Annotated in this window: 28 protein-coding genes; 8 read left to right on the forward strand and 20 right to left on the reverse strand. The window is 43.9% G+C overall.

The window, feature by feature from the left end:
• Positions 1–6 precede the first annotated feature (6 nt).
• The 6 genes from G3W54_RS14710 to G3W54_RS14735 form a co-directional block, all read right to left on the reverse strand.
• Positions 7–300: a 50S ribosomal protein L23 gene (locus G3W54_RS14710; RefSeq protein WP_162654032.1), complete on the reverse strand. Its 294-nt coding sequence runs from the start codon at positions 298–300 to the stop codon at positions 7–9.
• The gene (gene rplD / locus G3W54_RS14715; protein ID WP_162654033.1) at positions 297–917 is read right to left on the reverse strand and encodes a 50S ribosomal protein L4; all 621 of its coding nucleotides are present in this window, start codon (positions 915–917) and stop codon (positions 297–299) included. Before rplD ends, G3W54_RS14710 begins: the two co-directional genes overlap by 4 nt.
• Positions 917–1,627, reverse strand: coding sequence for a 50S ribosomal protein L3 (gene rplC / locus G3W54_RS14720; RefSeq protein ID WP_162654444.1), 711 nt, complete (start codon positions 1,625–1,627; stop codon positions 917–919). The genes rplD and rplC overlap by 1 nt, the downstream gene beginning before the upstream one ends.
• Positions 1,628–1,801: 174 nt before the next feature.
• Complete coding sequence (gene rpsJ, locus G3W54_RS14725; RefSeq protein ID WP_162654034.1) at positions 1,802–2,110, reverse strand: 30S ribosomal protein S10; 309 nt, start codon at positions 2,108–2,110, stop codon at positions 1,802–1,804.
• A 66-nt stretch (positions 2,111–2,176) separates the two neighbouring features.
• Positions 2,177–3,352 (reverse strand): elongation factor Tu, encoded by a 1,176-nt coding sequence (gene tuf, locus G3W54_RS14730; RefSeq protein WP_162652232.1) that lies wholly within the window; start codon positions 3,350–3,352, stop codon positions 2,177–2,179.
• 215 nt (positions 3,353–3,567) lie between these two features.
• The gene (locus G3W54_RS14735) at positions 3,568–3,804 is read right to left on the reverse strand and encodes a hypothetical protein (RefSeq protein WP_162654035.1); all 237 of its coding nucleotides are present in this window, start codon (positions 3,802–3,804) and stop codon (positions 3,568–3,570) included.
• A 116-nt stretch (positions 3,805–3,920) separates the two neighbouring features.
• Between G3W54_RS14735 and G3W54_RS14740 the strand changes: the two genes are divergently transcribed.
• Positions 3,921–4,775 (forward strand): LysR family transcriptional regulator, encoded by an 855-nt coding sequence (locus tag G3W54_RS14740; RefSeq protein ID WP_162654036.1) that lies wholly within the window; start codon positions 3,921–3,923, stop codon positions 4,773–4,775.
• Here G3W54_RS14740 and arsH read toward each other — a convergent pair.
• The 7 genes from arsH to G3W54_RS14775 are packed head-to-tail and all read right to left on the reverse strand — an operon-like array spanning position 4,772 to position 8,477.
• Entirely contained in the window at positions 4,772–5,485 is a 714-nt protein-coding gene (gene arsH / locus G3W54_RS14745; RefSeq protein ID WP_162654037.1) for an arsenical resistance protein ArsH, read from the reverse strand. The genes G3W54_RS14740 and arsH overlap by 4 nt on opposite strands.
• The gene (arsC, locus tag G3W54_RS14750) at positions 5,485–5,880 is read right to left on the reverse strand and encodes an arsenate reductase (glutaredoxin) (protein ID WP_162654038.1); all 396 of its coding nucleotides are present in this window, start codon (positions 5,878–5,880) and stop codon (positions 5,485–5,487) included. The genes arsH and arsC overlap by 1 nt, the downstream gene beginning before the upstream one ends.
• 23 nt (positions 5,881–5,903) lie before the next feature.
• Complete coding sequence (locus G3W54_RS14755) at positions 5,904–6,083, reverse strand: hypothetical protein (RefSeq protein WP_162654039.1); 180 nt, start codon at positions 6,081–6,083, stop codon at positions 5,904–5,906.
• 28 nt (positions 6,084–6,111) lie between these two features.
• Positions 6,112–6,444, reverse strand: a complete 333-nt coding sequence (locus tag G3W54_RS14760) for a helix-turn-helix transcriptional regulator (protein WP_162654040.1) — start codon at positions 6,442–6,444, stop codon at positions 6,112–6,114.
• 50 nt (positions 6,445–6,494) lie between these two features.
• Positions 6,495–7,256 (reverse strand): extensin family protein, encoded by a 762-nt coding sequence (locus tag G3W54_RS14765; protein ID WP_162654041.1) that lies wholly within the window; start codon positions 7,254–7,256, stop codon positions 6,495–6,497.
• Positions 7,257–7,260: 4 nt separating this feature from the next.
• Positions 7,261–8,034, reverse strand: a complete 774-nt coding sequence (gene gloB, locus G3W54_RS14770) for a hydroxyacylglutathione hydrolase (RefSeq protein WP_162654042.1) — start codon at positions 8,032–8,034, stop codon at positions 7,261–7,263.
• A complete protein-coding gene (locus tag G3W54_RS14775) occupies positions 8,034–8,477 on the reverse strand; it encodes a VOC family protein (protein WP_162654043.1) in 444 nt (147 codons plus the stop codon). Before G3W54_RS14775 ends, gloB begins: the two co-directional genes overlap by 1 nt.
• 225 nt (positions 8,478–8,702) lie before the next feature.
• On the opposite strand from G3W54_RS14775, the gene G3W54_RS14780 reads away from it, so the two are divergent.
• Both G3W54_RS14780 and G3W54_RS14785 read left to right on the forward strand, forming a co-directional pair.
• Positions 8,703–10,250 (forward strand): EAL domain-containing protein, encoded by a 1,548-nt coding sequence (locus G3W54_RS14780; protein WP_162654044.1) that lies wholly within the window; start codon positions 8,703–8,705, stop codon positions 10,248–10,250.
• Positions 10,251–10,376: 126 nt separating this feature from the next.
• Complete coding sequence (locus tag G3W54_RS14785) at positions 10,377–11,603, forward strand: bifunctional alpha/beta hydrolase/OsmC family protein (protein WP_162654045.1); 1,227 nt, start codon at positions 10,377–10,379, stop codon at positions 11,601–11,603.
• A 41-nt stretch (positions 11,604–11,644) separates the two neighbouring features.
• Here the strand turns inward: G3W54_RS14785 and G3W54_RS14790 are convergent, their stop codons facing one another.
• Positions 11,645–11,938 carry an antibiotic biosynthesis monooxygenase gene (locus G3W54_RS14790; protein WP_162654046.1) on the reverse strand — a complete coding sequence of 98 codons (294 nt, stop codon included), beginning with the start codon at positions 11,936–11,938 and terminating at the stop codon, positions 11,645–11,647.
• A gap of 96 nt (positions 11,939–12,034) precedes the next feature.
• Positions 12,035–12,385 (reverse strand): hypothetical protein, encoded by a 351-nt coding sequence (locus G3W54_RS14795; RefSeq protein ID WP_162654047.1) that lies wholly within the window; start codon positions 12,383–12,385, stop codon positions 12,035–12,037.
• 167 nt (positions 12,386–12,552) lie between these two features.
• On the opposite strand from G3W54_RS14795, the gene G3W54_RS14800 reads away from it, so the two are divergent.
• Positions 12,553–14,232 carry a formate--tetrahydrofolate ligase gene (locus tag G3W54_RS14800; RefSeq protein WP_197742889.1) on the forward strand — a complete coding sequence of 560 codons (1,680 nt, stop codon included), beginning with the start codon at positions 12,553–12,555 and terminating at the stop codon, positions 14,230–14,232.
• 95 nt (positions 14,233–14,327) lie between these two features.
• A complete protein-coding gene (locus tag G3W54_RS14805) occupies positions 14,328–15,488 on the forward strand; it encodes an aminodeoxychorismate synthase component I (protein ID WP_162654049.1) in 1,161 nt (386 codons plus the stop codon).
• A gap of 71 nt (positions 15,489–15,559) precedes the next feature.
• Here the strand turns inward: G3W54_RS14805 and G3W54_RS14810 are convergent, their stop codons facing one another.
• The 3 genes from G3W54_RS14810 to G3W54_RS14820 all read right to left on the reverse strand — a co-directional run bounded on the left by G3W54_RS14810 (position 15,560) and on the right by G3W54_RS14820 (position 17,047).
• Positions 15,560–15,982: a curlin gene (locus tag G3W54_RS14810; protein WP_244627947.1), complete on the reverse strand. Its 423-nt coding sequence runs from the start codon at positions 15,980–15,982 to the stop codon at positions 15,560–15,562.
• Positions 15,983–16,162: 180 nt separating this feature from the next.
• Entirely contained in the window at positions 16,163–16,549 is a 387-nt protein-coding gene (gene csgH / locus G3W54_RS14815; protein ID WP_162654050.1) for a curli-like amyloid fiber formation chaperone CsgH, read from the reverse strand.
• 69 nt (positions 16,550–16,618) lie between these two features.
• On the reverse strand, positions 16,619–17,047 hold the full coding sequence (locus tag G3W54_RS14820; protein WP_162654051.1) for a curlin: 429 nt from the start codon (positions 17,045–17,047) through the stop codon (positions 16,619–16,621).
• A 198-nt stretch (positions 17,048–17,245) separates the two neighbouring features.
• Between G3W54_RS14820 and G3W54_RS14825 the strand changes: the two genes are divergently transcribed.
• Positions 17,246–17,854 carry a histidine phosphatase family protein gene (locus G3W54_RS14825; protein WP_162654052.1) on the forward strand — a complete coding sequence of 203 codons (609 nt, stop codon included), beginning with the start codon at positions 17,246–17,248 and terminating at the stop codon, positions 17,852–17,854.
• A gap of 33 nt (positions 17,855–17,887) precedes the next feature.
• Here G3W54_RS14825 and G3W54_RS14830 read toward each other — a convergent pair whose 3' ends face one another.
• Both G3W54_RS14830 and G3W54_RS14835 read right to left on the reverse strand, forming a co-directional pair.
• Positions 17,888–18,217 carry an SH3 domain-containing protein gene (locus G3W54_RS14830; protein ID WP_162654053.1) on the reverse strand — a complete coding sequence of 110 codons (330 nt, stop codon included), beginning with the start codon at positions 18,215–18,217 and terminating at the stop codon, positions 17,888–17,890.
• A gap of 158 nt (positions 18,218–18,375) precedes the next feature.
• Positions 18,376–21,420 carry a cadherin domain-containing protein gene (locus tag G3W54_RS14835; RefSeq protein ID WP_162654054.1) on the reverse strand — a complete coding sequence of 1,015 codons (3,045 nt, stop codon included), beginning with the start codon at positions 21,418–21,420 and terminating at the stop codon, positions 18,376–18,378.
• Between the two features lie 324 nt (positions 21,421–21,744).
• Between G3W54_RS14835 and G3W54_RS14840 the strand changes: the two genes are divergently transcribed.
• Together G3W54_RS14840 and G3W54_RS14845 are read left to right on the forward strand one after the other, a co-directional pair.
• Positions 21,745–23,436: an ABC transporter transmembrane domain-containing protein gene (locus G3W54_RS14840; RefSeq protein WP_162654055.1), complete on the forward strand. Its 1,692-nt coding sequence runs from the start codon at positions 21,745–21,747 to the stop codon at positions 23,434–23,436.
• Positions 23,433–25,658, forward strand: a complete 2,226-nt coding sequence (locus G3W54_RS14845; RefSeq protein WP_162654056.1) for an ATP-binding cassette domain-containing protein — start codon at positions 23,433–23,435, stop codon at positions 25,656–25,658. Before G3W54_RS14840 ends, G3W54_RS14845 begins: the two co-directional genes overlap by 4 nt.
• Positions 25,659–25,670: the final 12 nt, after the last annotated feature.

A 25,670-nucleotide genomic window follows, 5' to 3' on the forward strand; every position in this document is an offset into this window, starting at 1 on the left:
TGTTCCTTATAGACCCGTAGAGACATCGATAGATTGGCCTTCAGCCAATGTTACGATTGCCTTTTTAACATCGCTCTGTTTGCCTACGATACCTTTAAAGCGCTTAACCTTGCCCTTGCGAACAAGAGTGTTAACTGCTTTTACCTTAACGCCAAACAAAGCTTCAACTGCTGCTTTGATTTCTGGCTTGGTAGCTGTACGTGCAACATTAAAAACGACTTGGTCATTATCTGAAGCCAAAGTTGCTTTTTCCGTAATCGCCGGTGAGACAATTACATCATAGTGATGAAGATCCGTCATGCTAAACGCTCCTCAAGAGCTGCGACTGCATCCTTTGACAAAACAAGTTTGCCACGACGCAAGATGTCGTAAACGTTGATACCTTGAACAGGCAAAACATCAACATTAGGAATGTTTTGCGCAGCCAACTTAAAGTTATTATCCAACTCTGCACCACCAATGAAAAGAGCATGCGTAATGCCCATTTTATCAAGCGCGACAGTTAGACCTTTTGTTTTTGGATCTTTTGAAGCCAACTCATCCATGATGATCAGTTCATTCGCAGCAGCCTTCGCAGAAAGTGCATGCTTAAGAGCAAGTGCACGGACTTTTTTAGGCATTGAATGTGAATGATCACGAACAACTGGACCATGAGCCTTACCACCACCACGGAATTGCGGCGCACTTGCAGCGTGGTGACGAGCTTTACCCGTACCTTTTTGCTTGTACAATCTCGCACCAGTGCGGTTAACCTCAGAACGACCCAATGTTTTATGAGTGCCCTGTTGTTTTTTGGCCAACTGCCAACGAACTACGCGTTGAATAAGATCTTGACGCGGCTCTAGACCGAATACTGAATCAGAAAGCGTTACTTTACCACTTTCCTTACCAGCCAATGTGTTTACTGAAATATCCATTACTCAGCTCCCTCGCTTGCAGCTTCTGTGGAAGCAGCTTGACGAAGACCTGCCGGAATAGGAGCATCTGAAGGTAGTGCAACTTTAATCGCATCACGAACAGTAACCCAAGTTCCTTTAGAACCAGGCACAGCACCTTTAATCAAAAGCAAACCACGATCAACATCAGTAGATACAATCTCTAGGTTCTGAGTAGTCACTCGGGTTTGCCCCATGTGACCAGCCATTCTTTTACCTTTGAAAACCTTACCAGGATCTTGACAAGCACCCGTTGAACCGTGTGAACGGTGGGAGATCGAAACACCATGAGAAGCGCGTAAACCACCAAAGTTATGACGCTTCATAGCACCAGCAAAACCTTTACCGATTGAAGTACCCGTAACATCAACAAGCTGACCACCAACAAAGTGACTTGCAACAATCTCAGAGCCAACTTCAATTAAGTTGTCCGCGGAAACGCGAAACTCAACAACTTTTGACTTAGGCTCGACACTTGCAACAGCAAACTGACCACGCTCGGCCTTATTTGTGTTTTTAACTTTTGCTTTGCCCACACCAACCTGGACGGCTGTGTAACCATTCTTTTCTTCTGTCCGTTGACCTACCACTTGGCAGTTCTCCAGACGTAAAACAGTAACAGGAATGTGTACTCCGGCGTCATCATAGACCCGGGTCATCCCTACTTTCTGTGCAACTACACCTGAACGCATTGGTTCATCCTTTTTAGAGTATGTTGTGAGAAGCCTCACATCACTCATTAGTTTTAATTCCCAAGAGGAGCTGTTTTGACGATGTTGCCAAATTTGAGCTCGTAAAGAATTGTTTGTTCAAACCTCTTGCTCGAAATGTTAAAACGCTCCGAACAAGCTTACTTATCTGAGATCTTAAAGTTTGATCTCTACGTCAACACCAGCCGCAAGGTCTAGCTTCATAAGAGCATCAACTGTTTGCGGAGTTGGATCAACGATATCTAAAAGCCTTTTATGTGTGCGCATTTCAAACTGCTCACGGCTTTTCTTATTTACGTGCGGCGACCGGTTCACAGTGTATTTCTCAATACGTGTAGGAAGCGGAACTGGACCACGAACTCGTGCACCTGTACGCTTAGCAGTCGACACGATTTCACGTGTAGACGTATCGAGGATCCTGTGATCAAACGCTTTTAAGCGAATGCGGATATTTTGGCCGTTCATTGGGCGAATCCTTGTTTAAGAGATGAGCGCGCGACATGTACGACGCGCGCCCTAATTAACTGTTAATTATTCAGTGATTGATGCAACGATACCGGCACCGACTGTACGACCGCCTTCACGGATCGCAAAGCGAAGCTGGTCTTCCATCGCGATTGGAACGATCAACTCAACGTCGACTGTTACATTATCGCCTGGCATCACCATTTCTGTACCTTCTTGCAAAGACACAACACCAGTCACATCAGTTGTACGGAAGTAGAACTGTGGACGGTAGTTGGTAAAGAATGGTGTGTGACGACCACCCTCTTCTTTAGTCAAGATATATGCTTCTGCAGCAAACTTTGTGTGTGGCTTAACTGAACCAGGCTTACAAAGAATTTGCCCACGCTCAACACCTTCACGGTCGATACCACGAAGTAGAACACCAACATTATCGCCAGCTTCACCACGATCAAGAAGCTTACGGAACATCTCAACACCAGTACATGTTGTTTTAGATGTATCACGGATACCAACAATCTCGATCTCTTCACCAACATTGATAACGCCACGCTCAACACGACCCGTTACAACTGTACCACGGCCTGAAATTGAGAACACATCTTCAATAGGAAGAAGGAATGGCTGATCAATTGGACGTTCTGGAGTTGGGATATAAGTATCAACTTCAGCCATCAATGCACGAATAGCATCTTCACCAATTGTTTTGTCTGAATCTTCAAGAGCTGCCAAAGCAGAACCTTTGATGATCGGAATATCATCACCCGGGAACTCATAGCTGTCGAGAAGTTCACGAACTTCCATTTCAACAAGTTCAAGTAGCTCTTCATCATCAACTTGGTCAACTTTGTTCAGGAAAACAACGATCGCAGGAACACCAACCTGACGCGCAAGCAAAATGTGCTCGCGTGTTTGTGGCATCGGGCCATCAGCCGCTGAACAAACAAGGATAGCACCATCCATTTGAGCCGCACCAGTGATCATGTTTTTAACGTAATCGGCGTGACCTGGGCAATCAACGTGCGCATAGTGACGGTTCTCTGTTTCGTACTCAACGTGAGCTGTCGAAATCGTAATACCACGTGCGCGCTCTTCGGGAGCACCATCAATCTCGTCGTAAGCTTTAAAATCACCAAAAAATTTCGTGATAGCAGCTGTCAAACTCGTTTTACCATGATCAACGTGACCAATCGTGCCAATGTTTACGTGAGGCTTATTGCGCTCAAACTTTTCCTTTGCCATGATGTCCTACCTTATGTTTATCGGGCAAAAATAACGGCCTAAGGCCGACGATGGCTTCACATCAAAACTAACATAAGCCACAAATGCGAAGTGCCAGCCTGATAAGACTTTAAGCGCCGTTTCGCAAGTAATTTATGTCATTTTTGAATGATTTGATGAAGCTTGATTAATATAGGTGTCATTTTTGCAAATGTAAGGGGTGGAACATCAACCATTTATACCCAAAATGTGAACTTTGGTGTGGGCGTTTCAAAATCCGCAATATCGTGCTCTTCACTGGCTTGCATCTCATATAAAGCTTCAAGCTGATCTGCTGCTTGCTTGGTTTGGACGAACTTATCCTCAGGCGAATAGAAAAATGCTTTTTGGAATGCTGTACGTAACGCTTGAAACATTGTCTGTTTCGGTTGAACTTTATAGATAGAGCCAGTTGTTATATTTGAATGAAACATCTTAATCTCCTGTTGAATTTGAATCCAACATAGTAGTTGACTTATCATTTGTGAAACGAATATAACAAATAATCAAAATTTGAATTTCGAATAACAATAATAGATATGGCTAGCTAATGAATATTGATATCGGAAATCTTCGCGCGTTTTGCGTCGTTGCAGAAAAAGAAAGTTTCACCTTAGCGGCAGAACTTTTGGGCGCAACACAATCAACAATTTCAATGCGCGTTAAAAAGCTGGAACAATTATTAGGCAACAAATTGTTTGACAGCTCACCACATGGTGTTGAACTGACCAATTTCGGAACGGACTTCATCCCAAAGGCAAAAGATCTTCTGGGAGCACACGATAATACGCTGCACAGCATCACCCAGCAAAGTGAGAAACAAAGTTTCAGGCTCGGCGTCACCTATCATGGAATAGATCAAAACCTGCCCGAACTTTTACGAATACTAAGCGAGAAGCTTCCCCAATATAGAATGTCCGTCAGCGTGTTAAGTTCGGAGGAACTATATGCAGGACTTGCCCGCCTGAAACTAGATACCATTGTCGCAAAACGACTTACTGGAGACCATAAGGGCCAAAGTCTGTTTAATGGTAAGCTTGTCTGGATGGCCTCTAAGGACTTTGAGTATGAGCCAGACAAACCAGTTCCACTGGTATCTTTGGGCTCACCCTGCTCACTGCGGCAAATGGCGATTAACTCGCTCAACGCGGCTAAAATTCCATGGCAAGAGGTGTTCATTGGGTCAAATGTGTTTGCCGTGAAGGCAGCCATTTCAGCGGGATTGGGCATCGCATGCCTCGAACAAAGGACACTACCAGCAGATTGCAAGGTTCTGCCAGAAAAAATTGGCCTGTCGCCGCTTCCCTTAACTGAGTTTGTGCTGGAAGCAACTTCGTCTGCCAGAAAACAAGACGCATGCATGATCGATGCGATTACCGAATATTTTGAAGCGCAAGAAGGTTAAATCGAGCGTTGATTTACGCGTTTCATTAGCTCCTGAGCTGTTTCCACCCGTTCGGAATAGCGGTCGACGAGGTAATCGGACCGGCTTCGGGTGAGATGGGTGAATTTCACCAGCTCTTCGACCACATCGACAATGCGATTGTAAAAACCGGATGGCTTCATGCGCCCATTTTCATCAAACTCTGCCCATGCTTTGGCAACAGATGATTGATTGGGGATCGTAATCATCCGCATCCAACGGCCAAGAATTCGCATTTGATTCACAGCGTTGAAGCTTTGCGAACCACCACAAACCTGCATCACGGCCAGTGTTTTACCTTGTGTGGGGCGAACAGCACCAACGGACAACGGAATCCAATCGATTTGCGCTTTCATGATGCCAGTCATCGCGCCATGTCGTTCAGGTGACACCCAGATCATGCCTTCGGCCCACATGGCTAGTTTACGCAACTCTTGCACCTTTTCGTTATCTTCTGCTTCGACCGCATCGGGCAAAGGCAGATCACGCGGGTCAAAGATCTTTGCTTCGCAACCCAACGCCTCAAGCAGGCGTTTGGATTCTTCGGCCACAAAGCGTGAGAATGAGCGCTCTCGGAGCGAGCCATAAAGCAGCAAAATTCGTGGTGGGTGTGGTGGTTTATCCGCCCCGCCTAACTGTTCAATTTTAACTTGATGGAACTGCTCTTGATCCAAACTTTTCAACTCATCCATTATTTAACAATCTCACCATCTTCTTTGGTAAATGCACCTATCTCACCTGACAACAGGGGTAAAACCTTCTCGGACGGACGGCAAAGTTTTACGCCTTTTGGGGAACACACAATCGGACGGTTAACGAGAACCGGATGCTCAAGCATGGCGTCTAACAACGCTTCATCTGAAACACTTTCATCGAGCAACCCCAGTTCTTCGGCAGGGGATTTTGATGTGCGCAGCGCTTGGCGCGGGGTGAGATCTGCCGCTGCAAACAACGCCAGTAATTGAGCGCGCGTCCAGCCTTCGGTGAGATATTCAATAACGATAGGTTCTTCGCCAGCAGCGCGAATCATCTCTAACACGTTGCGAGATGTGCCGCAGGCAGAATTATGGTGAATTACAATGCTCATTTAAATGCTTTCTAAAATTATAACTAACTGCAACATTTTACATTTTCAGAAGTAGGTTCAGATTTAACGGTACATCCGCAACCTTCCTTTCCCAATTTTTTTGCCTTTTCATCTTCCAGACAACATGCGTTCGTGTTTTCAGTCGGCGAACCACCGCAACACTTGCTCTCATTCTTAAATCCAACATCAACAGGAACTGTCATTTACGCCTCGCGATAAATAGATCTCGTTTCAACAGCACTTCAATATCTTCTCAATTGCAGGCCTACAGACCTCTGGCTTTCCACCGCAACAATCCTCCAATAGGAAAGCCAATAAGTGTCCCATATTCTGAAAATCTATGAAGTAACGAATTCCTCGCCCTTCTCGCTTGTTTTTAAGCAAGCCAGCTTGCATTAATACGTTTAAATTCGCAGACATAGTGTTTTGTTTAACATTCAGCGCCTCACCAATTTCTCCGGCGAGCATACCCTTATCACCCGCCTTTACCATGAGACGAAAAACACTCAATCGTGTTTCTTGAGATAATGCCGAGAATGAGATGGTTGCAGTATTTATATCCATATATCATGATATATTGGTATAAATATATTCTGTCAATATAGTTTTAGACCTTACTCGCACAAACGATAGCCACCTTTGCGGTAAGCAAGGTCAAAATGAAAATGATCTTTATGTGCTGCATTGGTTCCCGGACCTAGAACAGTCGTAAAATATGCACAAGCACCCGCACGAACTGCGGCTTGAAACTTGGCCGCATTCAAAGCATGACCGGAAACCACTCCTGTTTTAGGCGACACAGGCATCACTTTTTTATCTGCGAACTTGAATCCGGTAATATCAATCCCATTGGCAAAACCATGTTCGCTGACTTTGGTGCCTTTCGCACCATAGCGCGTTCTGCACTGGTAGCTTGTTGACGTTTTTATCTCGATCAACTTTTTATCGAGATGCAGTTTAGCACTTGGCGCGGCGACATCAGAAACTAAGTCATCCAGCGCAAGAACAACTTCACATCGTGCGGTAATTTCACTTGAAAGGGCGATACCTTTACCAAGCGCTGAGAGTTTTAGTGGTCTTTCAACCAAGCAACCCTTAGGGTCACTAATCTTATCGAGAAGGATAAATTTAATTCTCCTCTTTTTTAATTCCGCCTCACATCTTTTTGCAGCCGCGAGGGTAAAAGGTGGCTTATTTTGAGCACCTTTAAACTTTGAAACCACCTTACTCTTTGCTTGAGCTGGATTTGTCACTTGCGGTAAAGGTGCATCTGCGGGAACAGGTACTGACAAGTCATCTTCCGATAGTGCAGATGCTACGGCAATCAAATAAATAATAGCGGTAGTTGCGACGATACTCTTAACTTTTGCGAACATCAGTCTAGAATCGATCCTTTCGGCGTCTGATTTCTGTGAAAACCTGCTCATCGGTCGCATTTTCCATATTCAAATTGGCGCGGATAGATTTGTCTGACACACGCAAGAAAGGATTCGTCGCAAGCTCAATACTCAGCATTGTCGGGACAGTACTTTCACCTTGTGATCTTAGGGCTGAAATTAACTCGCTACGATTTTTTAAATCTTCGTTTTCGGGGTCAACGGTTAAGGCAAATTCGACATTATTTTGCGTATATTCATGACCACAGTAAATGATGGTTTCCGGCGGCAAGCTCATGAGCTTTTGTAAACTATTCCACATCTGCTCTGGCGTGCCTTCTTTGATGCGACCGCAACCCATAACAAACATTGTGTCACTTGCAAAAAGCGTATTATCATCAGGCAGGTAATAATTGATCAGATCAAGCGTATGCCCCGGTGTGTGCAGAACTTGAACATTTCTACCAGCAAATGAAAATTCATCACCGTCGGAAACTTTTTGATCGAGACCATTAATTTTCCCAGTTGGTTGGCTTGCAGGACCAATAATGTGGCAGCCTGTTTTTTCCTTGACTTCCGCGATACCATCCGTGTGGTCAAAATCGTGATGTGTGACCCACAATTCGCTTAGTTTCCAGCCTGTTTCATCAAGTGCAGCCATGACGGCCGCCGCATCGCCAGCGTCAACACATGCTGTTTCTCCAGTTTCTTCGGCGTGAATTAACACGCCGTAATTGTCCATCGGAGGCGATGCAAACTGATAAAACTTAAGTCCCATTACCAACTACCTTCATTTTCCATTGAAGCCCAAGGCTCCTGAATAGGCAAGCTATCTCCTTCTTGAATAAATTCAATCGAGACATTGTCAGGCGATTTAACAAACGCCATACGTCCGTCACGAGGAGGACGATTGATCACAACACCTTTATCCATCAAATCTTGACATGTTTTGTAAATATCATCGACTTTATAAGCCAAATGCCCCCAGGAGCGCCCGGTTTCGTAAACTTCTTTGCTTCCCCAATTATAGGTTAGCTCCAATTCAGGAGCACCATGTTCTTTCGCATGTGCGTGATCTTTTGGGGCCGCCAAAAAAATAAGTGTAAACTTGCCCTTCTCGTTTTCTGAACGTTTGGTCTCTATCAACCCCATTTTGTTACACCAAAAATCAAGCGAATCTTCTAGGTTAGTTACTCGAACCATTGTGTGTACGTAGCGCATTTCATATCCTCTCGGTGCACTATTTGGGTAATTCATCTAACAATACTTCAGTGAACCAATATTAACCTTTTTCGGCTAATACTTCCAAATATACGCAGGGTTTTATTTAACTGAAGTAGTTATCGCAGGCTTGGATCATTCAATCAATCTCGTTTTTATCGCATTCGAATTTAAATGATATGGAGATAATGAATTCTATCGACAGCGATTAGGGACGAAGTGAAGATGGGCAACTTTTTCAAGACTAAGCTGGGATATTTCTCCGTTGTTCTGGTGTTGAGTATATCAGCACTATTTGGCACAAAGGTCGCTTACGAATACTTCCACTTCAAACAAAACAAAACCTATCTTCAAGACCTCAGTCAACGATTGCTTGTAAGGGCAGAACTTGCAGCAGATTACGCAATTTTGGCACTTCATGAGGCGAACGTAAATGCCGCCAGCACATGTGATGTTGAAAGCATAAATCGTCTTTCCGATATTTTATACTCCCGCGGAAATATAAAAGACATTGCAATCCTGGATAAAGCAGGAAACATACGTTGCACCGCGATTGCAAGTGAAAGCGCGGTCGCTGATTTTAACCTGTCTGAGAAAAAGACCTTTATCTCACTTAATGAAAACATCAAGTTTCTGGAAATCGGCACAGGCAAGAATGGACTGATAGGCATATCTTGGCAATTCGAAAACAGCGGTTTGATGGCACTCATAAATCTTGATACATTGCTTTTTGATGTTTTCCCATCTGACTGGCGTGATAATTCCGTTGCCAGCATTGGCTTTAACAGCGAAAATCCAATTGGTGCGCGCGATAATGCGATGGCCTCCGAGAAAAGCCTTGTCACATACAGTGCATCATCTTCACGATATCCGCTCTTTGTCGAGTTATCGGTCAAAAAAGAGCAACTGATTACACATCAACGTGGGAATGAGCTGGCTTTCATTGTTGGTGGCGGCATCTTGGGCATCATATTCAGCTTACTTGTTGCACAACTACTGAGCCGCCCAGATAACCCGGTCACACTCATCAAACGCGGCATCGAAGGAGATGAATTTATTCCGTTCGTTCAACCATTGTTTGATCTAAAGAGCCGCAAAATAATCGGTGGCGAAGCGCTTATGCGTTGGGTCAAACCAGATGGTGAGATGATACCACCATACAAGTTCATACCAATTGCCGAAGATAGCGGCTTAATCGTACAAATGACGCGTACCATCATTAAGCAGACACTTGAACAAGTGGGTGATATTCTTAATCGCGACCAATCGCTTAAAATTTCCTTTAATATTATACCTGCTGATCTGGCCTCAGATTGTTTCGTCAACGATCTTATGAGTATTGTTGGGTGCTGCAATGTTCGCCCGGAACAAATTGTTTTGGAAATAACGGAACGGCAAGAAATTGAAGACACAAAGAAAACGGTTGAACAGATAAAAATATTAAAAGACCTCGGATTTCGTGTCGCGCTTGATGATACTGGAACAGGCCATAACGGGCTTTCTTACGTTCAAGATCTGCAGGCCGACATCATTAAGATTGATAAGAAATTCGTAGACTTCATCTCTGATGATGGGGGTGATGAAATTGTACAAATCCTTGTTCAGCTCGCTAAACGGATGAAAATGGAAACCATTGCCGAAGGTGTTGAGACAGAAAAACAAGCCAAAATCCTTACCAAACTTGGTGTGGATCAAGGGCAAGGTTATCTCATCGCAAAACCAATGCCACCGGATGAATTTTGTGCACAGGTGGATAAACAACGCGCGTTGTAACATGCGTGCCCCCTCACAAACATCTCACGATTATGCGAAGTGAAGTGATTTCACTTCCCAGACGAATACATACATATAAATACAATAAATAATTACGGCATTTCTCTTTTTGGGGTGGGAACACATATGGCAAAAGTTCAAAACATAAAATTCAATGGATCTTTGGGTTCATCATTGGCTGCTAAGCTACACTTACCTGATGGGCCAACACGTGCTTATGCGATATTTGCTCATTGTTTTACATGCACAAAAGATATTTTAGCAGCACGCAAGATTGCTGATGAGCTTTCCAAACGCGGAATAGCACTCTTGCGATTTGATTTTACCGGATTAGGCGCATCTGCAGGCGACTTTGAAGATACAACATTTACGTCGAACATCGGAGATATTCTATCCGCTGCGGACTACTTACGTCAAAACTACGAAGCTCCATCAATACTGATTGGACATTCGCTTGGCGGGGCAGCAACGCTTGCAGCGGCTAATGATGTGCCTGAAGCAAAAGCCATTGCGACCATTGGTGCCCCTGCCGATGCTGATCATGTCATCCATAATTTCTCAGATCATCTTGATGAGATTGAAGTTAACGGTCTGGCCGAGCTCAAACTCGCCGGTCGACCATTTAAAATCAAACGCGAGTTTGTTGAAGATTTACGCAATCAAACAATTGCCGAACGTGTATCCAAAATGAACAAAGCCCTCATGGTTTTACATGCTCCAAATGATGCTACTGTTGGTATTGAAAATGCGGCAGAAATTTATACAGCTGCAAAACATCCCAAAAGTTTTGTATCACTTGATACCGCAGACCACCTTTTGAGCAACCCGAAAGACGTTGCCTATACTGCAGAAGTTATCGCCGCTTGGGCATCGCGCTACGTTGATTATGATCATGTTGCCGCACAAGGCGAAACGGTCGTTGGCGTTAATGTTACAGAAACCAAAGAAGGCAAATTTCAGAATGCTATTCGAGTTGGGCACCACTCATTGATTGCAGATGAACCTGAAAGCGTTGGCGGGCATGACACTGGCCCAACACCTTATGACTATTTGAATATCGCACTTGGCGCCTGCACATCCATGACCATCCGCATGTATGCTGACTTTAAGAAAATTCCACTGAACCGAGTTTCTGTGAATGTGACACACGATAAGGTTCATGCTCAAGATTGCGAAGCTTGTGAACTTGATGATGCAGCATCCGGCAAAATAGACCGTTTCGAACGCGCAATTACGTTAGAAGGTGATTTCGATGAAGCAACACGAGAAAAGATGCTCAAAATAGCTGACAAATGTCCCGTTCATAAAACGCTTGAAGCAAATGCTGCGATTGTGACTAAGTTCGCTGATTAAGCCAAATCTTTCTACCTATACATCGGCCTTAAATGAACTTATTAAGGTGTGCCAACTTCTATATTGAAATGACGTGCGATGCCCAACGTGGTTTGAAACCAAACAGAAGCTTTATTGCGCGCCTGATGGAAATCAAAAGCAGCTTGATCCTCGAAGACCTCCGCAACAAGCAAACGGTTTGCAGTATCCGGGCATGGTTTTACATCAAATGAAATACAGCCAGCTTCCGCCATAGTCAGCTCTATATGCTTTGGTAGCGCATCCATAACAGCATCCCAACGCTCAGCGGGAACATCCAAATAACCGCTCAAATAAATTTTGTTATCATCAACCATCTGAAACACTCACCAGAACTCATTGCATATTTGGTTTCTTAAAAATTCCTATGAAATTTGGAAAAATAGAAGAGATTCCACTTAGATGCATCCAAACTATTTCACTGTTATTGTGATAGGATCGCCTTTGACTATCAGCTTTTCTGTGCCACGTTTACGCGCTACAAATATTAGTTCCCTAGCTGGGACTTCTTTTCCGCAACTCACACTATTTATAGTGCCTTTCTTACCTCGTTTAAATTTCCCTAACTTGGTTTTTGGTAACTTTCCAAAACTACCAGGCGCGCGCTTTGAATCACAATTCTTATGCCTTACACCCTTCAAGACAGCACTTTGACCTACATTTAATGTGACTTTGTTATAGTAAGGTATGTTATCAGCGTGAACTGCCCCTGAACTTACAGACAGAATAAGCGTCACGCATATTGTAGATAAAAAAGATTTCATGATCATTCTCGTAAATTGCCTTGAATTAGTTGGATTTCCAGAACCACTTTGACATGTCGTGCATATCAGATCAATAAGTCTTATACTCATTATTTATCGTCTTTTTTGGACAAGCTGTTATTTATGATTGCTCCTACGCTACCTAAAATCACATTTTCAGGGAGCACATCATGGCCTTCAAAACTGACATCGAAATTGCGCGCGAAGCAAAAAAGCAACCCATTCAGGAAATTGGTGCAAAGCTAGGTATCCCAAATGATGATCTGCTACCGTTTGGCCATGACAAGGCAAAAGTATCTGCCGAGTTCATCAAAGCTCAGGAGGGTAAAAAAGACGGCAAACTAATTCTGGTTACGGCGATCAACCCGACACCAGCAGGAGAAGGCAAAACGACAACAACTGTCGGCTTAGGTGATGGCCTTAATTCAATTGGCAAAAAGGCAGCGATTTGTATTCGCGAAGCCTCATTAGGACCATGCTTTGGCATGAAAGGTGGCGCAGCTGGTGGTGGATACGCACAGGTTGTTCCAATGGAAGACATGAACCTTCATTTCACGGGCGATTTCCATGCCATCACATCAGCGCATAATCTATTGTCAGCCATGATTGATAACCATGTTTATTGGGGTAATGAACAAGGGATTGATATTCGACGCATTGTTTGGCGCCGCGTTATGGATATGAATGATCGTGCCCTTCGCCAAATCACGGCATCTCTCGGCGGGATTGCCAACGGCTTCCCACGCGAAGCTGGCTTTGATATCACAGTCGCATCAGAGGTTATGGCAATCTTGTGCCTATCCAATAATCTGGAAGACCTGCAGAAGCGTCTTGGCGATATCATCGTTGCCTATCGCCGTGATCGCACACCAATTTATTGCCGCGATATTAAAGCCGATGGTGCGATGACTGTTCTGCTCAAAGATGCGATGCAGCCAAACCTTGTTCAAACATTAGAAAACAATCCCGCCTTTGTGCATGGCGGACCATTTGCAAATATTGCTCATGGCTGCAACTCTGTTGTTGCGACAAAAACAGCTCTTAAGTTGGCTGACTACGTTGTTACAGAGGCAGGCTTTGGCGCTGATCTTGGCGCTGAAAAATTCATGAACATCAAATGCCGCAAAGCAGGCATCGCACCGGATGCCGTTGTGCTTGTGGCTACAATTCGTGCAATGAAAATGAATGGTGGCGTTGCGAAAGCTGATCTTGGCAGTGAAAATGTCGATGCCGTGAAAAACGGTTGTGCGAACCTAGGGCGCCATATTGAAAATGTGAAATCATTTGGCGTTCCGGTCGTTGTTGCGATCAACCATTTTGTGACTGATACCGATAGCGAAGTTGAAGCGGTTAAAGAATATGTGGCCAGCCTAGGTTCAGAAGCCATACTTTGTAAACATTGGGCGCATGGCTCTGACGGCATTCAGGAACTTGCCCATCAAGTGGTGAAAATGGCTGAAAGTGATATGGCCGCCTTCCACCCGCTCTACCCTGACGACATGCCATTATTCGAGAAAATCGAAACTATTGCAAAACGCATCTACCGCGCTGATGAGGTTCTTGCAGACAAAAAAATCCGAGACCAACTTAGAGCTTGGGAAACTGCAGGCTATGGCCATTTACCTGTTTGCATGGCCAAAACTCAATATTCATTCTCAACAGACCCTAGTCTTCGTGGCGCACCGACTGGCCACTCAATGCCTGTTCGTGAAGTTCGTTTATCCGCCGGCGCTGGCTTTATTGTGGTTATCTGCGGTGAAATCATGACAATGCCGGGCCTGCCTCGTACGCCGTCGGCAGAACAGATTATGCTTAATGAAGAAGGTTTGATCGAAGGCCTGTTCTAGAGTTTACGAAGTCAAAATTTAACCAAACCTTCCGCTGCGGAAATCGGCGGAAGGTCTTGTATTATTAGAAGGTCAATTTTATAGCCACGCCTTAGATGGATATCTCAACTCGCCATATTATGTTCCGTGATGAAATTGCAGGAACCTCTCTGTCCTTTGAGAGCCCGCATGACATCATAACGGCACACACGCCGGAAGAACTCATAGATGTTTTGCGGGAAATTGAGTTGCAGAGTGCATCGGGCAATTGGGTTGCTGGATATCTAAGTTATGAGGCCGGGTATTGCTTTGAAGAAAAGTTAAAAAAAATTATCCCGAGCAACAGGCGTGCACCGCTTGCCTGTTTTGGCATTTTTGATAACCCTTCCTCAAGCACCACACCAGCAACCCAAGCGCCAGCTGATACCAATCGCACACGTTTCGACAGACCAGTTCCACTATGGGATTTTGATACCTATGCCGAAAAGTTCGATCAACTAACGCAACATATGAAAATCGGGAATTGTTATCAAGGGAATTTAACCTTTCCGATGACATCACAATGGCAGGGCAACCCATTTGAGCTATTCGAACGATTGCGTGACATTCAGCCTGTGAACCATGCAGCTTTTGTTGATCTTGGTGGACCGATCATCTTGTCCCGATCGCCAGAGATGTTCTTTCAAGTCGATCAAGAGGGTTGGATTGAATCACGACCCATGAAAGGCACAGCGCCACGTGGCACTACAAAAATTGAAGATCAAGCTATCATTACAACACTTAAGAATGACCCTAAGAACCTCAGTGAAAATGTTATGATTGTGGATCTGTTGAGAAATGATATCTCGCATATATGCGACGCCGGTTCTGTTTGTGTTCCACAGTTATATGAGCTGAAAACATATGCAACATTGCACCAATTGGTTAGTCGCGTTCGGGGCAAGGTGAAAGCCGGAACACGCTTTGCCGATATAGTACAAGCATTGTTTCCTTGCGGGTCCATCACGGGTGCTCCGAAGATTAGAACAATGGAAATATTGACCGAGCTTGAAGACCATCAGCCACGCGATGTATATTGCGGTGCAATTGGTTGGATAGCGCCCTCCGGAGCGATGCAATTTAATGTGCCCATTCGCACGATTAGTCTATATGATGACCAGACCGCCTTGTTTAACGTGGGCGGCGGCGTGACATTGGAATCAACCGCGAAATCTGAATATGAAGAATGTCTGACAAAAGCGAAATTTGCGACCGAACTGGCGAAGATTTCTAATTGATTGGCAGCAGGCAAAATTAACCCCACCATCAAGTTATATAGTGGGGTTATTTATAAGACTGTGAATACGACCTACCAGCCAAAGGCAAATGTTGCGCCTGCATTGCCATTACCATTTTGGTTGGCATGCGCATCAGTATTTTTCCCAAACTGAAACAAACCGTGAGAGTTATTGTTACCCACTTGCTGAACGGTTCCGTTGTGACCGTTGCCGTGTTGATGAACAATACCCTGATTGCCTGATCCATTTTGCGCAACGCCAGCATTGTTGCCATTTCCATTTTGCGTGATGCCACCTTGAGATTTAATGCCTTTAACAATTGAATAGAATGCTAGCCCTGTCTTGATAGCATTTGCATCTTGGGAGTTTTGTGCAGCAATATCGATTTGAATTTGACCACCTGCTTGCGCGGGCAGAACTGCCAATGAAACCAGTGTAATAGCTGTAATGCCAGTTGCGATTGAAGTCATTGATTTACGTGTAAGTGAAGTCATGATCTATTTCCCTAGTATATAAATTATCTGATGACTTCAATCTACAACCCACCAACTGAACCTAATCCCAACACCTTGTTCATATTCCATTAACCATACAATATCCCTTATTGCCGGTGTACGAAACAACAAACCCCGCGGTGAGCGGGGTTTATGGAAAGTCAAAAATCTGAATATGCACTATTTGATTATCTCCTGACATTCAGCAACTTGGTCGTCAAATATGATATGCAGATTTGCATTATATGCAGCCTGTCCTTTACTCACGACAACCTGGCTCAATGTTTGCTGTTCACCATTAGAAGTTAGGAATTCCCCACCTTGAGTGATATTTACGCCAGTGCCATTACTAATACCAAATTGATAACGTCCTAAGCCGGCGTGTTCGGCTTCAACTGTTGCTTTAACCAAAAACGTATTACCCTGTTGTGTTGCTTCTATTTGACATAATGCAGCATCAGAATTTGCTTCCAAGGCCTGTACGGTAACGACGGAATAACCCACGATTGCTGGTAGTAGCATGCTTGCCAAAAAACCAACTTGAACGACTTTGTTTTTAATAATCATTTATTGTCTCCTTTATCATTATCCGGTGATGTGATTGGGTTTCATCATCACCGGATAGAGCCAAATCCATTAGGGGCAAACTTGAACAAAGGCTGCCGTATTACCTGCGCCATTTTGATCAACATCCGCAGAGCAACCATTACCAACCTGAACACCAGCGGCGATATTGCCATGGCCATCTTGTGTTAGAACTGATGTATGATTGGCACCAAATTGGCCAACGCCAGCCGAGTTAAAGCTTCCAAGCTGATCCGTCGTTGACGCATTATTCACGCCTACTTGACCAGTTGCAGCCGTGTTGTGATGACCATCCTGCGTGCTGGTTACGTCATTATTAATGCCATCTTGAAAAACACCAATTATATTATGAACGCCAATTTGTCCGCCACCGGCATTGTTACCAAAGCCGAACTGTTGGATGGAAACATCATTTGCCATAACTGGACTTGCGAAGATGCCAAGTGCGATTGCTGCTGTGATTACGAGTTTATGTGTCATTTTCTTTTCCCTAAAATTGAGTTGTATTGTTTAATGCAACTCATCTTTAGAACAGAGCAATTGAACGAAAACTGAAGGTGCTATTCATCTAGCGTTCATTATTTATTAACTCAGTTTTTGACAGAACCTTAGTTTACCAATTTGCTATATAAGATACGCGACAGTAAGAAACTCAGTTAACGCGAAGGCTAATCTAATATGCCCATTGCTCGATATCTCTCTCATCCCCAAGTTTTAATTAACCCGGACAAAGATGTTCCAAAATGGAGCCTGAATGAAATTGGGCAAGCGCGGGTGAGGCAGCTTACAGAGCGCATCACAAAGGATGGCATTCTTTCCGATACGAAATATGTGATTTCAAGCAACGAAACAAAAGCATTAGAAACCGCCGAACCAATTGTTGATATTTTGGGCTGCACATTAACGATCTGCCCTCTCATGCATGAAAATGACCGCAGCTCAACTGGCTTTCTAAAACCTGATGAATTTGAAAGGGTAGCCGATCAATTTTTCGCCAACCCTGATGTAAGCGCTCGAGGTTGGGAAACGGCTCAACACGCGCAAACACGCATATTACAACAGGTGAATGAAAGTCTCAGTTCTCATAAACACGACGATGTTCTTTTTGTCGGACATGGCGGCGTTGGCACATTGTTATATTGCGCATTATCAGGAAATGAAATTCACCGTAAGTTTGACCAAGGTGCAGCCAATACTGGTGCTGTCGGCGGTGGAAATTACTTTGCCTTCGATATCAACACAAAAAAACCATTGCATGGCTGGCACGCAATGGAAGAGATGAAATAAAAAAGGCGGTCAGAGCGACCGCCTCCGTCTCTATCAATATTCATATTCGGTGATATATTTCTTATTCACCCAGCCCCACTGGTCAGCATATTTGACCTTACACCAATCGCTAGCGTCTTCTTTATAGATACAGCGCTCAACCCAAATTCCCCATCCGTTGTCCGGGATTGCAGCTACTTTTTGTGAATAGGAAGCCGGCCATTTTCGCATGTTCAAAACATCCCAAGAAGCAACACCATCCACATAAGCGTGGTATCCTGCTTTGTAGCCACCGGCGTGGCTTGCTGTCGTCAAAGGAAGTGTAGCCGCGAAAGCTACAAGGGCAACAATTGTGTTCTTAGCGATTGAATTAATATTTGTCATAGTCCCCTCCAAGGAGTTCAAGAATTAATCTTGAACCCAACATAGAGAAGAAAAACTGAACAACACTTGAGCGCCCAATTCATATTGGGTTCAGGTTTCGCTCAGTCTAATTTTATTCCGGAAGGTTCATAAGCTTAATCACTGCTCATGTTACCCTTTCAAAATTCTATGCGCTCGATATCAAGGAAGTTGATTGTCGAACCATCATCAAGCGTGATGATACCATCGGCGTCATCACTTAGTGAAAGACTGTTTGCATCTTGTGAATCAATCGATCCAGATGTCAGTGACACTGTCCAATCCGTGCCATACTCGCCCAGATCACCACCAGTATCTGATAATTGAATAGTATCTGTCCATCCGCCACCTTCACCGCCGCTGATGATGTCAGCTCCATCACCTTCGGAAAATAAGAACATATCACTTCCGCTTTCGCCATAGAGATTATCGTTACCAGTTCCGCCGGTTAGAATATCATTTCCACCACCACCCCAAATGGTGTCGTTACCTGCGCCGCCATCAACAGTATCAACGATCGCCGTGTTGTTACTTGTGTCGAAAGTGTCATTACCAGCACCTAGCTGAAAACTCATATCACTGGATCCGCCATACACATTATCGGCGTGATCCGATCCGACAAAACCTTCAATACTTGTGTAGCTATCGCCATCGGCTTCGCCACCATGTCCGCCTGCAGCTACATTTTGCATCACACCGCCAGAACCGGGACCATCTGTATCTTGAAAAGCCACATCAACACCCGCAGTCGCATTTGAATAATCGACTGTATCTGTTCCGGCCCCGCCGTCAAAAGTATCAGCTCCGCTTCCACTTATGAGAATATCATTACCATCTCCACCATTCAGGGTGTCACCAATGGCCGGTGTCATTTCAAACAGTTGAACATTATCCAGTGCTGTTCCACCATAGTCAACATTGCCAACCTCAACAAACTGAATAGTATTACTACCATCGCCCGACCCGCCAACAACGGTGAAGGAATTGGAAGACATTGTCGTTGTACCTGAAGTTATTGTGTCAATTAGTTCTCCGTTCCAGTAGACCTCCACACTCGCGTCATATCCACCCGTTGCAGCTGTATCAAAACTTAATTGATATGATGTACCTGTCGACAAACCAGATAATGCCTGCTCAATATCAATGTTTCCAGGAGCCTCATCCATATCAAGATAGTAGTTACCCTCAGTAGTATTGACGCTTCTTTGGCCATCGGCATAAAACTGAAAACCCGGACCAGAATTCAACGTCCAACCCGAAGAGGTATTCTCAAATCCACCGTTCGTTATGAGGTTGGAGCCAGTTGTTGCCATTCCATCGGCATCTCCAGCGATAAGCACATCATCGCCATCCCCCCCATTCAATGTATCCTGACCACCAAACCCATGCATAATATCAGTATTTGATGTGCCTGTGAGAGTTTCAGCACCATCAGTGCCTAACTGAATTCCAACGGTTTCTGTATAGGTATTGCCACCACTATCCGTGACTTGAACGTCAATGGTATCGTTGTAAGTCGAAGATGCGTCATGTTCCGCAACCAACTTGATATCACCAGTGTTTGTGTCGATTTCAAATTTGCCGCCAGCATCGTCTGTCAAAGCAAACGTAAACGTTTCACCAGAATCAACATCGATAACAGAATCGACACCGCCAATAACTGAACCGGCGCCGATTGTATTTGATACTCCTATATCCAATCCAGCATTACCGTCAAAGGTCATATCGGTTGGGCCTTCATTGACATCATCGACTTGGATGGTGAAGTCCTGCACAGATGTTGTGCCATCTGTTGAGGTCGCTGTCACCTGGATCGTGTGAGATGTATCTGTTTCATAATCAAGGCCAGAGGCCACAGTCACCACACCCGTATTGGCATCAATGGCAAAGAACCCGCCCGGGTTGGACGATAATGAATAACTCACATGATCGCTCGCATCCGCATCAGAGGCAAACGCCGTCACACCAACCACGGAGCCCATGGAGGCGTTTTCAGCAACACTATTACCAGACCCATCTGTGTCACTGATCGCTGTGATCGATGTCTCGTTCACATCATTCACACCAATCGTRAASGTCTCATTAGACGTCGATCCATCATCTGAGGTCGCAACAACGGTAATATTATGTGAACTCGCACTTTCCGCATCCAAAGACCCTGTGGTCGTCACAACACCGGTATTGGCATCAATGGTAAACAATCCACCTGCATCATCAGACAGCGAATAGCTGACATTGTCTGTCGCATCACCATCTGTCGCAACAGCCGTAATCCCAACCACAGAACCCGCAGAGGCATTCTCATCAATATTGTTTGCACTACCATTGCTATCGGTGACCGTTGAGGTGGAAAATTCATTAATGTTGGCGACATCAATCACGACTGATTCTGAATAAGTATTTCCTGCAGAATCTGTGACCTGAATTATGAGTTCATGCGATAGTTCATTTTCGTAATCTAAATTGGCACCAGATTTCACGCGAATTTCATTACCCACAATTTCAAAATTATTCGACACATCTGAAAGCAATGTATAAGAAAAACTATCCCCTACATCAGAATCTGTTGTTGAAAGTGTCGCGACAATGGTTCCGGCAGCAGAATTTTCTTCAATGCTTGTATCTGAGACGGAAATATCTTGGGGTGCAGAATTGTTATCTACGGCTTCACCGCCACTCTCAATGGCTGGCTCATCCACTGGTGCAACGTCTACAGTTGCTTCCTGCTGATTCAGAGAAGCAACGCCCGGAACACCCTCACGGTTTGAACCGTTCTGCTCAATTTCAGCGGTTGATATTTCAATCTTTGGCGCTTCCTGAAATTGAGTTTGATTCACTTGCGAGGAGCTTGCTCTAGAATTCTCATTCCCACTTATATCTGAACTGCTGTTATCTTCACTGGACGCTAGGTCAGTCTCAAAGTTCACATCCTCAGGATTAAAAACTTCATGACTTGCAGCTTGATTTGAACTGGAGCCATTGTTTTCCAAGTCAGAATTAACTTCTTTTTCTGAATTTTCAGTGACAAGATCGACATTTTTTTGATGTAGTTCATCACCACCGGGCAAAACAACTTCGATTCTATCAATGGGTGCTTCGTTTCCCAAATCCAGATTTTCGGTATCTGTTTTACTCTTTTTTACCGGAGTACCAGTGTTTCCAGCGCCTGTTTCAGTCTTGCTCATAATAGCTCCTGCAGCATGTTGGGGGCCATAATAAGCAAAAAGGTTTTCAAAAGATTGATTGGGTGACTACAAGTTTCCCTAAATTGAGCAAAAGGTTAACAAAAAGACTCTACAAGTGATCACTCTAATGAAATCCAGCAAAGAATGTTGAAAATTAAGCTTCCGGCAACCTTTGGATGGTTAATACTATGCTAAGATTTTGAATATAAATCTTAATTCTCTCAACAGAATATGATTTGGCTAATGATGAAATGAACAAAGTAGGCCACGACCTGAGAAATTTTTTTTCAAAAGAAACATCCAGGAATGGATGGAGGTCGGATCATGCCTTCTATTGAAGATAACAAGATTTTGAAGACTGCGCAGACGCCATTAACAAAACAAATTATTATTGTATCCTTTGTAGCAAATCTTATGGGTTTAGCGATGCCACTAGCGATTTTCCAAGTCTATGATCGCATTCTGCCAAACCAATCTACTACAACACTATTCTGGTTGATTTTTGGTCTTCTAGGCGCAGTAGTTATCGATACATTATTACGCACGCTAAGGTCATATATATTAGGTTGGGCCGCACTTAAAAATGGCCATAGAGCCCAGCAAATGGCGATGAACCGAATGCTCTCAAAGTCAGATGACAAAGCAACGGCTATGTCAAAATGGCTCGATGGATTTGATGCAATTGCTGAATATAGCTCTTTTCAGGGAAGCCAAAACCGTATCATCCTGATAGATATCCCAATGGCATTCATATTCTTGGGCGTGGTTGCAATGGTTGGCGGAATTTTGGTTCTCGTCCCCATTGCCCTGATAATCGCATTTGGCATCTTTAGTTACTTACAAGGTAATGAGGTGCAAAAATTTCTCGACAATCGTTCGCAACAAGATAATCGACAAAATGAATTCTTACTGGAAAGCTTTGCCAATATCCAAACGGTAAAAAGCCTCGCGGTCGAAAGCCAACTTCTTCGTAGGTTCGAGATGTTACAAAAAACATCAACTTACTCAAGTTACAATGCAATTATCAGCACGAACAAACTGCAAACGCAGGGCACATTGTTTTCAAATATGATGATGATCTGCGTCGTCTCCTTCGGCGCGGTTCGCGTTATCAACGGCGATATGAGCATGGCAGCTCTTGCATGCTGCTCCTTACTAACTGGTCGTATGGTTCAACCATTTGCAAAGGCGTTAACCCTGTTTCACGAGCTGCAAAATGTTAAACTTGCAAAATCGAGATGCGATGTATTTCAGAGCAGCGAACAGGAAACGACGACGACTAAAACTAACGATCCCAAGTCAATTTCCGGCTCACTAAGTGCACGTAACATCACGCTCACAAAAGGTGACTGTTCAAACAAGCGATTACCAATTTCACTCAATGTAAAAGCTGGTGAATTTATTGGTATTCATTGTCAAGAAAAAGCAGAGCGAACAGAACTTGTAAATATATTAAGAGGTTACAACGACCCGACCAGCGGAAGTGTATTCCTTGATGGTTATTCTTCGAAGCAATGGGACGAATTTGGCATCAGCGAACAGGTTGGATTTGTATCAGCAAAATCAGAAATATTTGAAGGCACCATTATCGATAATATAACCATGTTTGGTAGCGGAAACCTTATCGATAATGCACGCGAAGCTGCCCGTACCATTGGCCTCGAAAATGATGTTTTCAAACTGCCAAACGGCTATGACACGGTCCTAAGTGCTGGCTCGACCTCGGTCCTTTCACCGGGATTTCTTCAACGCATTAAAATTGCAAGAACGCTCATGCGGAAACCAACATTGCTCATATTTGATGGTGCAAATAGTTCAGTGGACATGCGGTCGGATAAACTTCTGACAGAAGGTTTGTTGACACTTAAAGGTAAGATGACCGCTGTGTATTTCAGCAGTCGCCCTTCTTTCTTAAAAATCTCAGATCAAAGGTTCAAACTTGAGAATGGTAATCTTCTTCCTGACGAATGGGCTAAACAACAGGCTGTCAAAACTGATCAGGTGAAATCAGCATGAATGAAGAGAAAGAAACTGTTGAACGAAAATTAAATACAAACACCCTGCTGGAGGGTGCCAATGTCATTCAGCATTCTCTTCAAAAAATTTACAATGCTTATGATCGCAAGGACAAAAAAGACGAAGATCTAAGTGCTGCGGCGGCCTGTATTGATCCACTTCTAAAACTGTTGGAATGGGTTGGATCAACACGACAATTAAAGGAGGTGATGCCTCACTTTGATACACTCCATACCGTTGAAGATTTGCGCAGTCTACTGGTTCGCCTGAACTACAAAACCCAAAAAAAGCAGATCTTATCTCATAAAGTGAAGCAGGGCCAATTACCTGCACTCATGATCGGAGAGAACAATGAGGATGTACAAATTCTCATTGATATTGCTGATAATGGAAAGCTGCTTGTTTATAACGGAAAAGAACAAAAGTTTGCTTATAAAGATATAGCCAATGAACAGCTTACTCTCTATGTTATAGAGAAGTTTGATCCTGTTGAAGCAAATAGCGATGATTCCAAGTTTGGTTGGTTTCAATCTCTTTTATCGAGCTTTAAGAGCCTGTTCCTTCGACTATTTGCTCTAACCTTCGCCATAAACCTGTTAGATTTTGGCGTACCATTTTACATTATGATGGTTTACGACAAGGTGATTGGGAACAAATCCTTTCCAACTCTAGTCACATTTATTGGCTGTTTGTTACTTGCCATTTCATTAAGCTTAGTTCTTCGTCAGATTCGTTCACAAACAATAGCTTACCTCGGCGCGCGCGTTCAGGGATTAGTCACCTTAGCAGCATTTAAACAAGTCCTGAGTCTCCCCATTTTGATGAGTGAAGGCGCTAGATCAAGTGAGCAGCTTTCCAGGTTTAAACAATTCGTGGGAATTCGCGATATCTTTATGGGACATTTGGGCAGTGCGATTTTAGATGCCCCATTTATTGTCGTATTTCTTGCAGCAATCTTCATCATCGGAGGCAATTTAGGCTTCTTATCGTTAGCATTATTATGCTTTTATATTGTGACAGCGATTGCCTTGATGCCACTTGGTACACGTTTTATGAAAATTTCCGGAAACCACAAGAAGAACCATCGGAACTTTGTTGTAGAAACCATTGAGAAGCACGAAACAGTGATGGATAATAATTCTGAACATGTGTGGATGGAACGAGAGAACGAATTATCAGCGAAGTCACTAGTCGCACAATTTAAGGCGCAACAATTTCAAGCCTTGTTACAAAACCTATCTCAGTTGCTTGTGATGGTTACGGGTATCCTGACAATTGGTCTGGGTGCGGGGAAGGTGATTGAGGGTACTCTTTCAGCTGGTGCGCTTATTGCGCTTGTAACACTTATTTGGCGTCTTCTATCGCCAATTCAAACTGTATTTTTGGGTATTGGTCGCATAAATGCAACGCTAGGAACCTTTAAACAAATCAATAATTTAATGCGTCTGAAATCGGAACGTGTCGAAAGCAAGCGCCCAAATATATTACGCAACTTTACCGGTCAGATTACGATGGATAAAGTTGGCTTTCGTCACCAAGGTGCCCATAGTCCGAGTATTTTTAACTTCTCTATAAATATTGCGCCTCGGGAGTTCATTGCCATAACCGGTGATTCTGGTTCTGGAAAAACGGTACTGTTAAAACTAATGGCTGGCCTTTACACACCGCAAACCGGGGTGGTCGGCGTAGATGGGCTCAACCTTCGACAAATCGATTCTTATCAGTATCGTCGTGCAATTGGTTATGTTTCACAAGAAGCGGATTTTTTTCATGGCACGATTGCGCAGAATTTGATGTTTGCAAATCCAGTTGCAACATTGGCTGAATTGGAGCGGGCTTTAGACCTTGCAGGTGCAAGGGAGATCGTTGAACAACTACCTGAGGGTATTGAGACACGGCTTAATGCGACCTTGCAGCGACAACTTACAAAAAGTTTCAGCAGCCAACTTTCTCTTGCAAGAGCTTACCTTACCAACAACTCGATCTATATGTTCGATGACCCTGGCAGCGATCTCGATCCGCAAGCAGACAAAAGCTTCATGGAAGCATTAAAGACACTTCAAAAGACTGCCACAGTTATTCTTGCGACACAGCGCCCCAGCCATATGTATCTGGCAGATCGGGTACTCTTGCTTAAAGAAGGACAATTGCTTGCAGATGCTGATCCTGAAAAAATTGTACCACAAATTCTTAAAGCAGCACAAACTACAAAAGCTGGTTGATTTATCAGACAA

The organism is Lentilitoribacter sp. Alg239-R112 (genome assembly GCF_900537175.1).
Taxonomy (GTDB): domain Bacteria; phylum Pseudomonadota; class Alphaproteobacteria; order Rhizobiales; family Rhizobiaceae; genus Lentilitoribacter.

Excerpts from the sequence above, each read along its gene's own strand:
- G3W54_RS14710 (WP_162654032.1), bottom strand. The coding sequence starts at position 300 with ATGACGGATCTTCATCACTATGATGTAATTGTCTCACCGGCGATTACG.
- rplD (WP_162654033.1), bottom strand. The coding sequence starts at position 917 with ATGGATATTTCAGTAAACACATTGGCTGGTAAGGAAAGTGGTAAAGTA.
- rplC (WP_162654444.1), bottom strand. The coding sequence starts at position 1,627 with ATGCGTTCAGGTGTAGTTGCACAGAAAGTAGGGATGACCCGGGTCTAT.
- rpsJ (WP_162654034.1), bottom strand. The coding sequence starts at position 2,110 with ATGAACGGCCAAAATATCCGCATTCGCTTAAAAGCGTTTGATCACAGG.
- tuf (WP_162652232.1), bottom strand. The coding sequence starts at position 3,352 with ATGGCAAAGGAAAAGTTTGAGCGCAATAAGCCTCACGTAAACATTGGC.
- G3W54_RS14735 (WP_162654035.1), bottom strand. The coding sequence starts at position 3,804 with ATGTTTCATTCAAATATAACAACTGGCTCTATCTATAAAGTTCAACCG.
- G3W54_RS14740 (WP_162654036.1), top strand. The coding sequence starts at position 3,921 with ATGAATATTGATATCGGAAATCTTCGCGCGTTTTGCGTCGTTGCAGAA.
- arsH (WP_162654037.1), bottom strand. The coding sequence starts at position 5,485 with ATGGATGAGTTGAAAAGTTTGGATCAAGAGCAGTTCCATCAAGTTAAA.
- arsC (WP_162654038.1), bottom strand. The coding sequence starts at position 5,880 with ATGAGCATTGTAATTCACCATAATTCTGCCTGCGGCACATCTCGCAAC.
- G3W54_RS14755 (WP_162654039.1), bottom strand. The coding sequence starts at position 6,083 with ATGACAGTTCCTGTTGATGTTGGATTTAAGAATGAGAGCAAGTGTTGC.
- G3W54_RS14760 (WP_162654040.1), bottom strand. The coding sequence starts at position 6,444 with ATGGATATAAATACTGCAACCATCTCATTCTCGGCATTATCTCAAGAA.
- G3W54_RS14765 (WP_162654041.1), bottom strand. The coding sequence starts at position 7,256 with ATGTTCGCAAAAGTTAAGAGTATCGTCGCAACTACCGCTATTATTTAT.
- gloB (WP_162654042.1), bottom strand. The coding sequence starts at position 8,034 with ATGGGACTTAAGTTTTATCAGTTTGCATCGCCTCCGATGGACAATTAC.
- G3W54_RS14775 (WP_162654043.1), bottom strand. The coding sequence starts at position 8,477 with ATGCGCTACGTACACACAATGGTTCGAGTAACTAACCTAGAAGATTCG.
- G3W54_RS14780 (WP_162654044.1), top strand. The coding sequence starts at position 8,703 with ATGGGCAACTTTTTCAAGACTAAGCTGGGATATTTCTCCGTTGTTCTG.
- G3W54_RS14785 (WP_162654045.1), top strand. The coding sequence starts at position 10,377 with ATGGCAAAAGTTCAAAACATAAAATTCAATGGATCTTTGGGTTCATCA.
- G3W54_RS14790 (WP_162654046.1), bottom strand. The coding sequence starts at position 11,938 with ATGGTTGATGATAACAAAATTTATTTGAGCGGTTATTTGGATGTTCCC.
- G3W54_RS14795 (WP_162654047.1), bottom strand. The coding sequence starts at position 12,385 with ATGAAATCTTTTTTATCTACAATATGCGTGACGCTTATTCTGTCTGTA.
- G3W54_RS14805 (WP_162654049.1), top strand. The coding sequence starts at position 14,328 with ATGGATATCTCAACTCGCCATATTATGTTCCGTGATGAAATTGCAGGA.
- G3W54_RS14810 (WP_244627947.1), bottom strand. The coding sequence starts at position 15,982 with ATGACTTCACTTACACGTAAATCAATGACTTCAATCGCAACTGGCATT.
- csgH (WP_162654050.1), bottom strand. The coding sequence starts at position 16,549 with ATGATTATTAAAAACAAAGTCGTTCAAGTTGGTTTTTTGGCAAGCATG.
- G3W54_RS14820 (WP_162654051.1), bottom strand. The coding sequence starts at position 17,047 with ATGACACATAAACTCGTAATCACAGCAGCAATCGCACTTGGCATCTTC.
- G3W54_RS14825 (WP_162654052.1), top strand. The coding sequence starts at position 17,246 with ATGCCCATTGCTCGATATCTCTCTCATCCCCAAGTTTTAATTAACCCG.
- G3W54_RS14830 (WP_162654053.1), bottom strand. The coding sequence starts at position 18,217 with ATGACAAATATTAATTCAATCGCTAAGAACACAATTGTTGCCCTTGTA.
- G3W54_RS14840 (WP_162654055.1), top strand. The coding sequence starts at position 21,745 with ATGCCTTCTATTGAAGATAACAAGATTTTGAAGACTGCGCAGACGCCA.
- G3W54_RS14845 (WP_162654056.1), top strand. The coding sequence starts at position 23,433 with ATGAATGAAGAGAAAGAAACTGTTGAACGAAAATTAAATACAAACACC.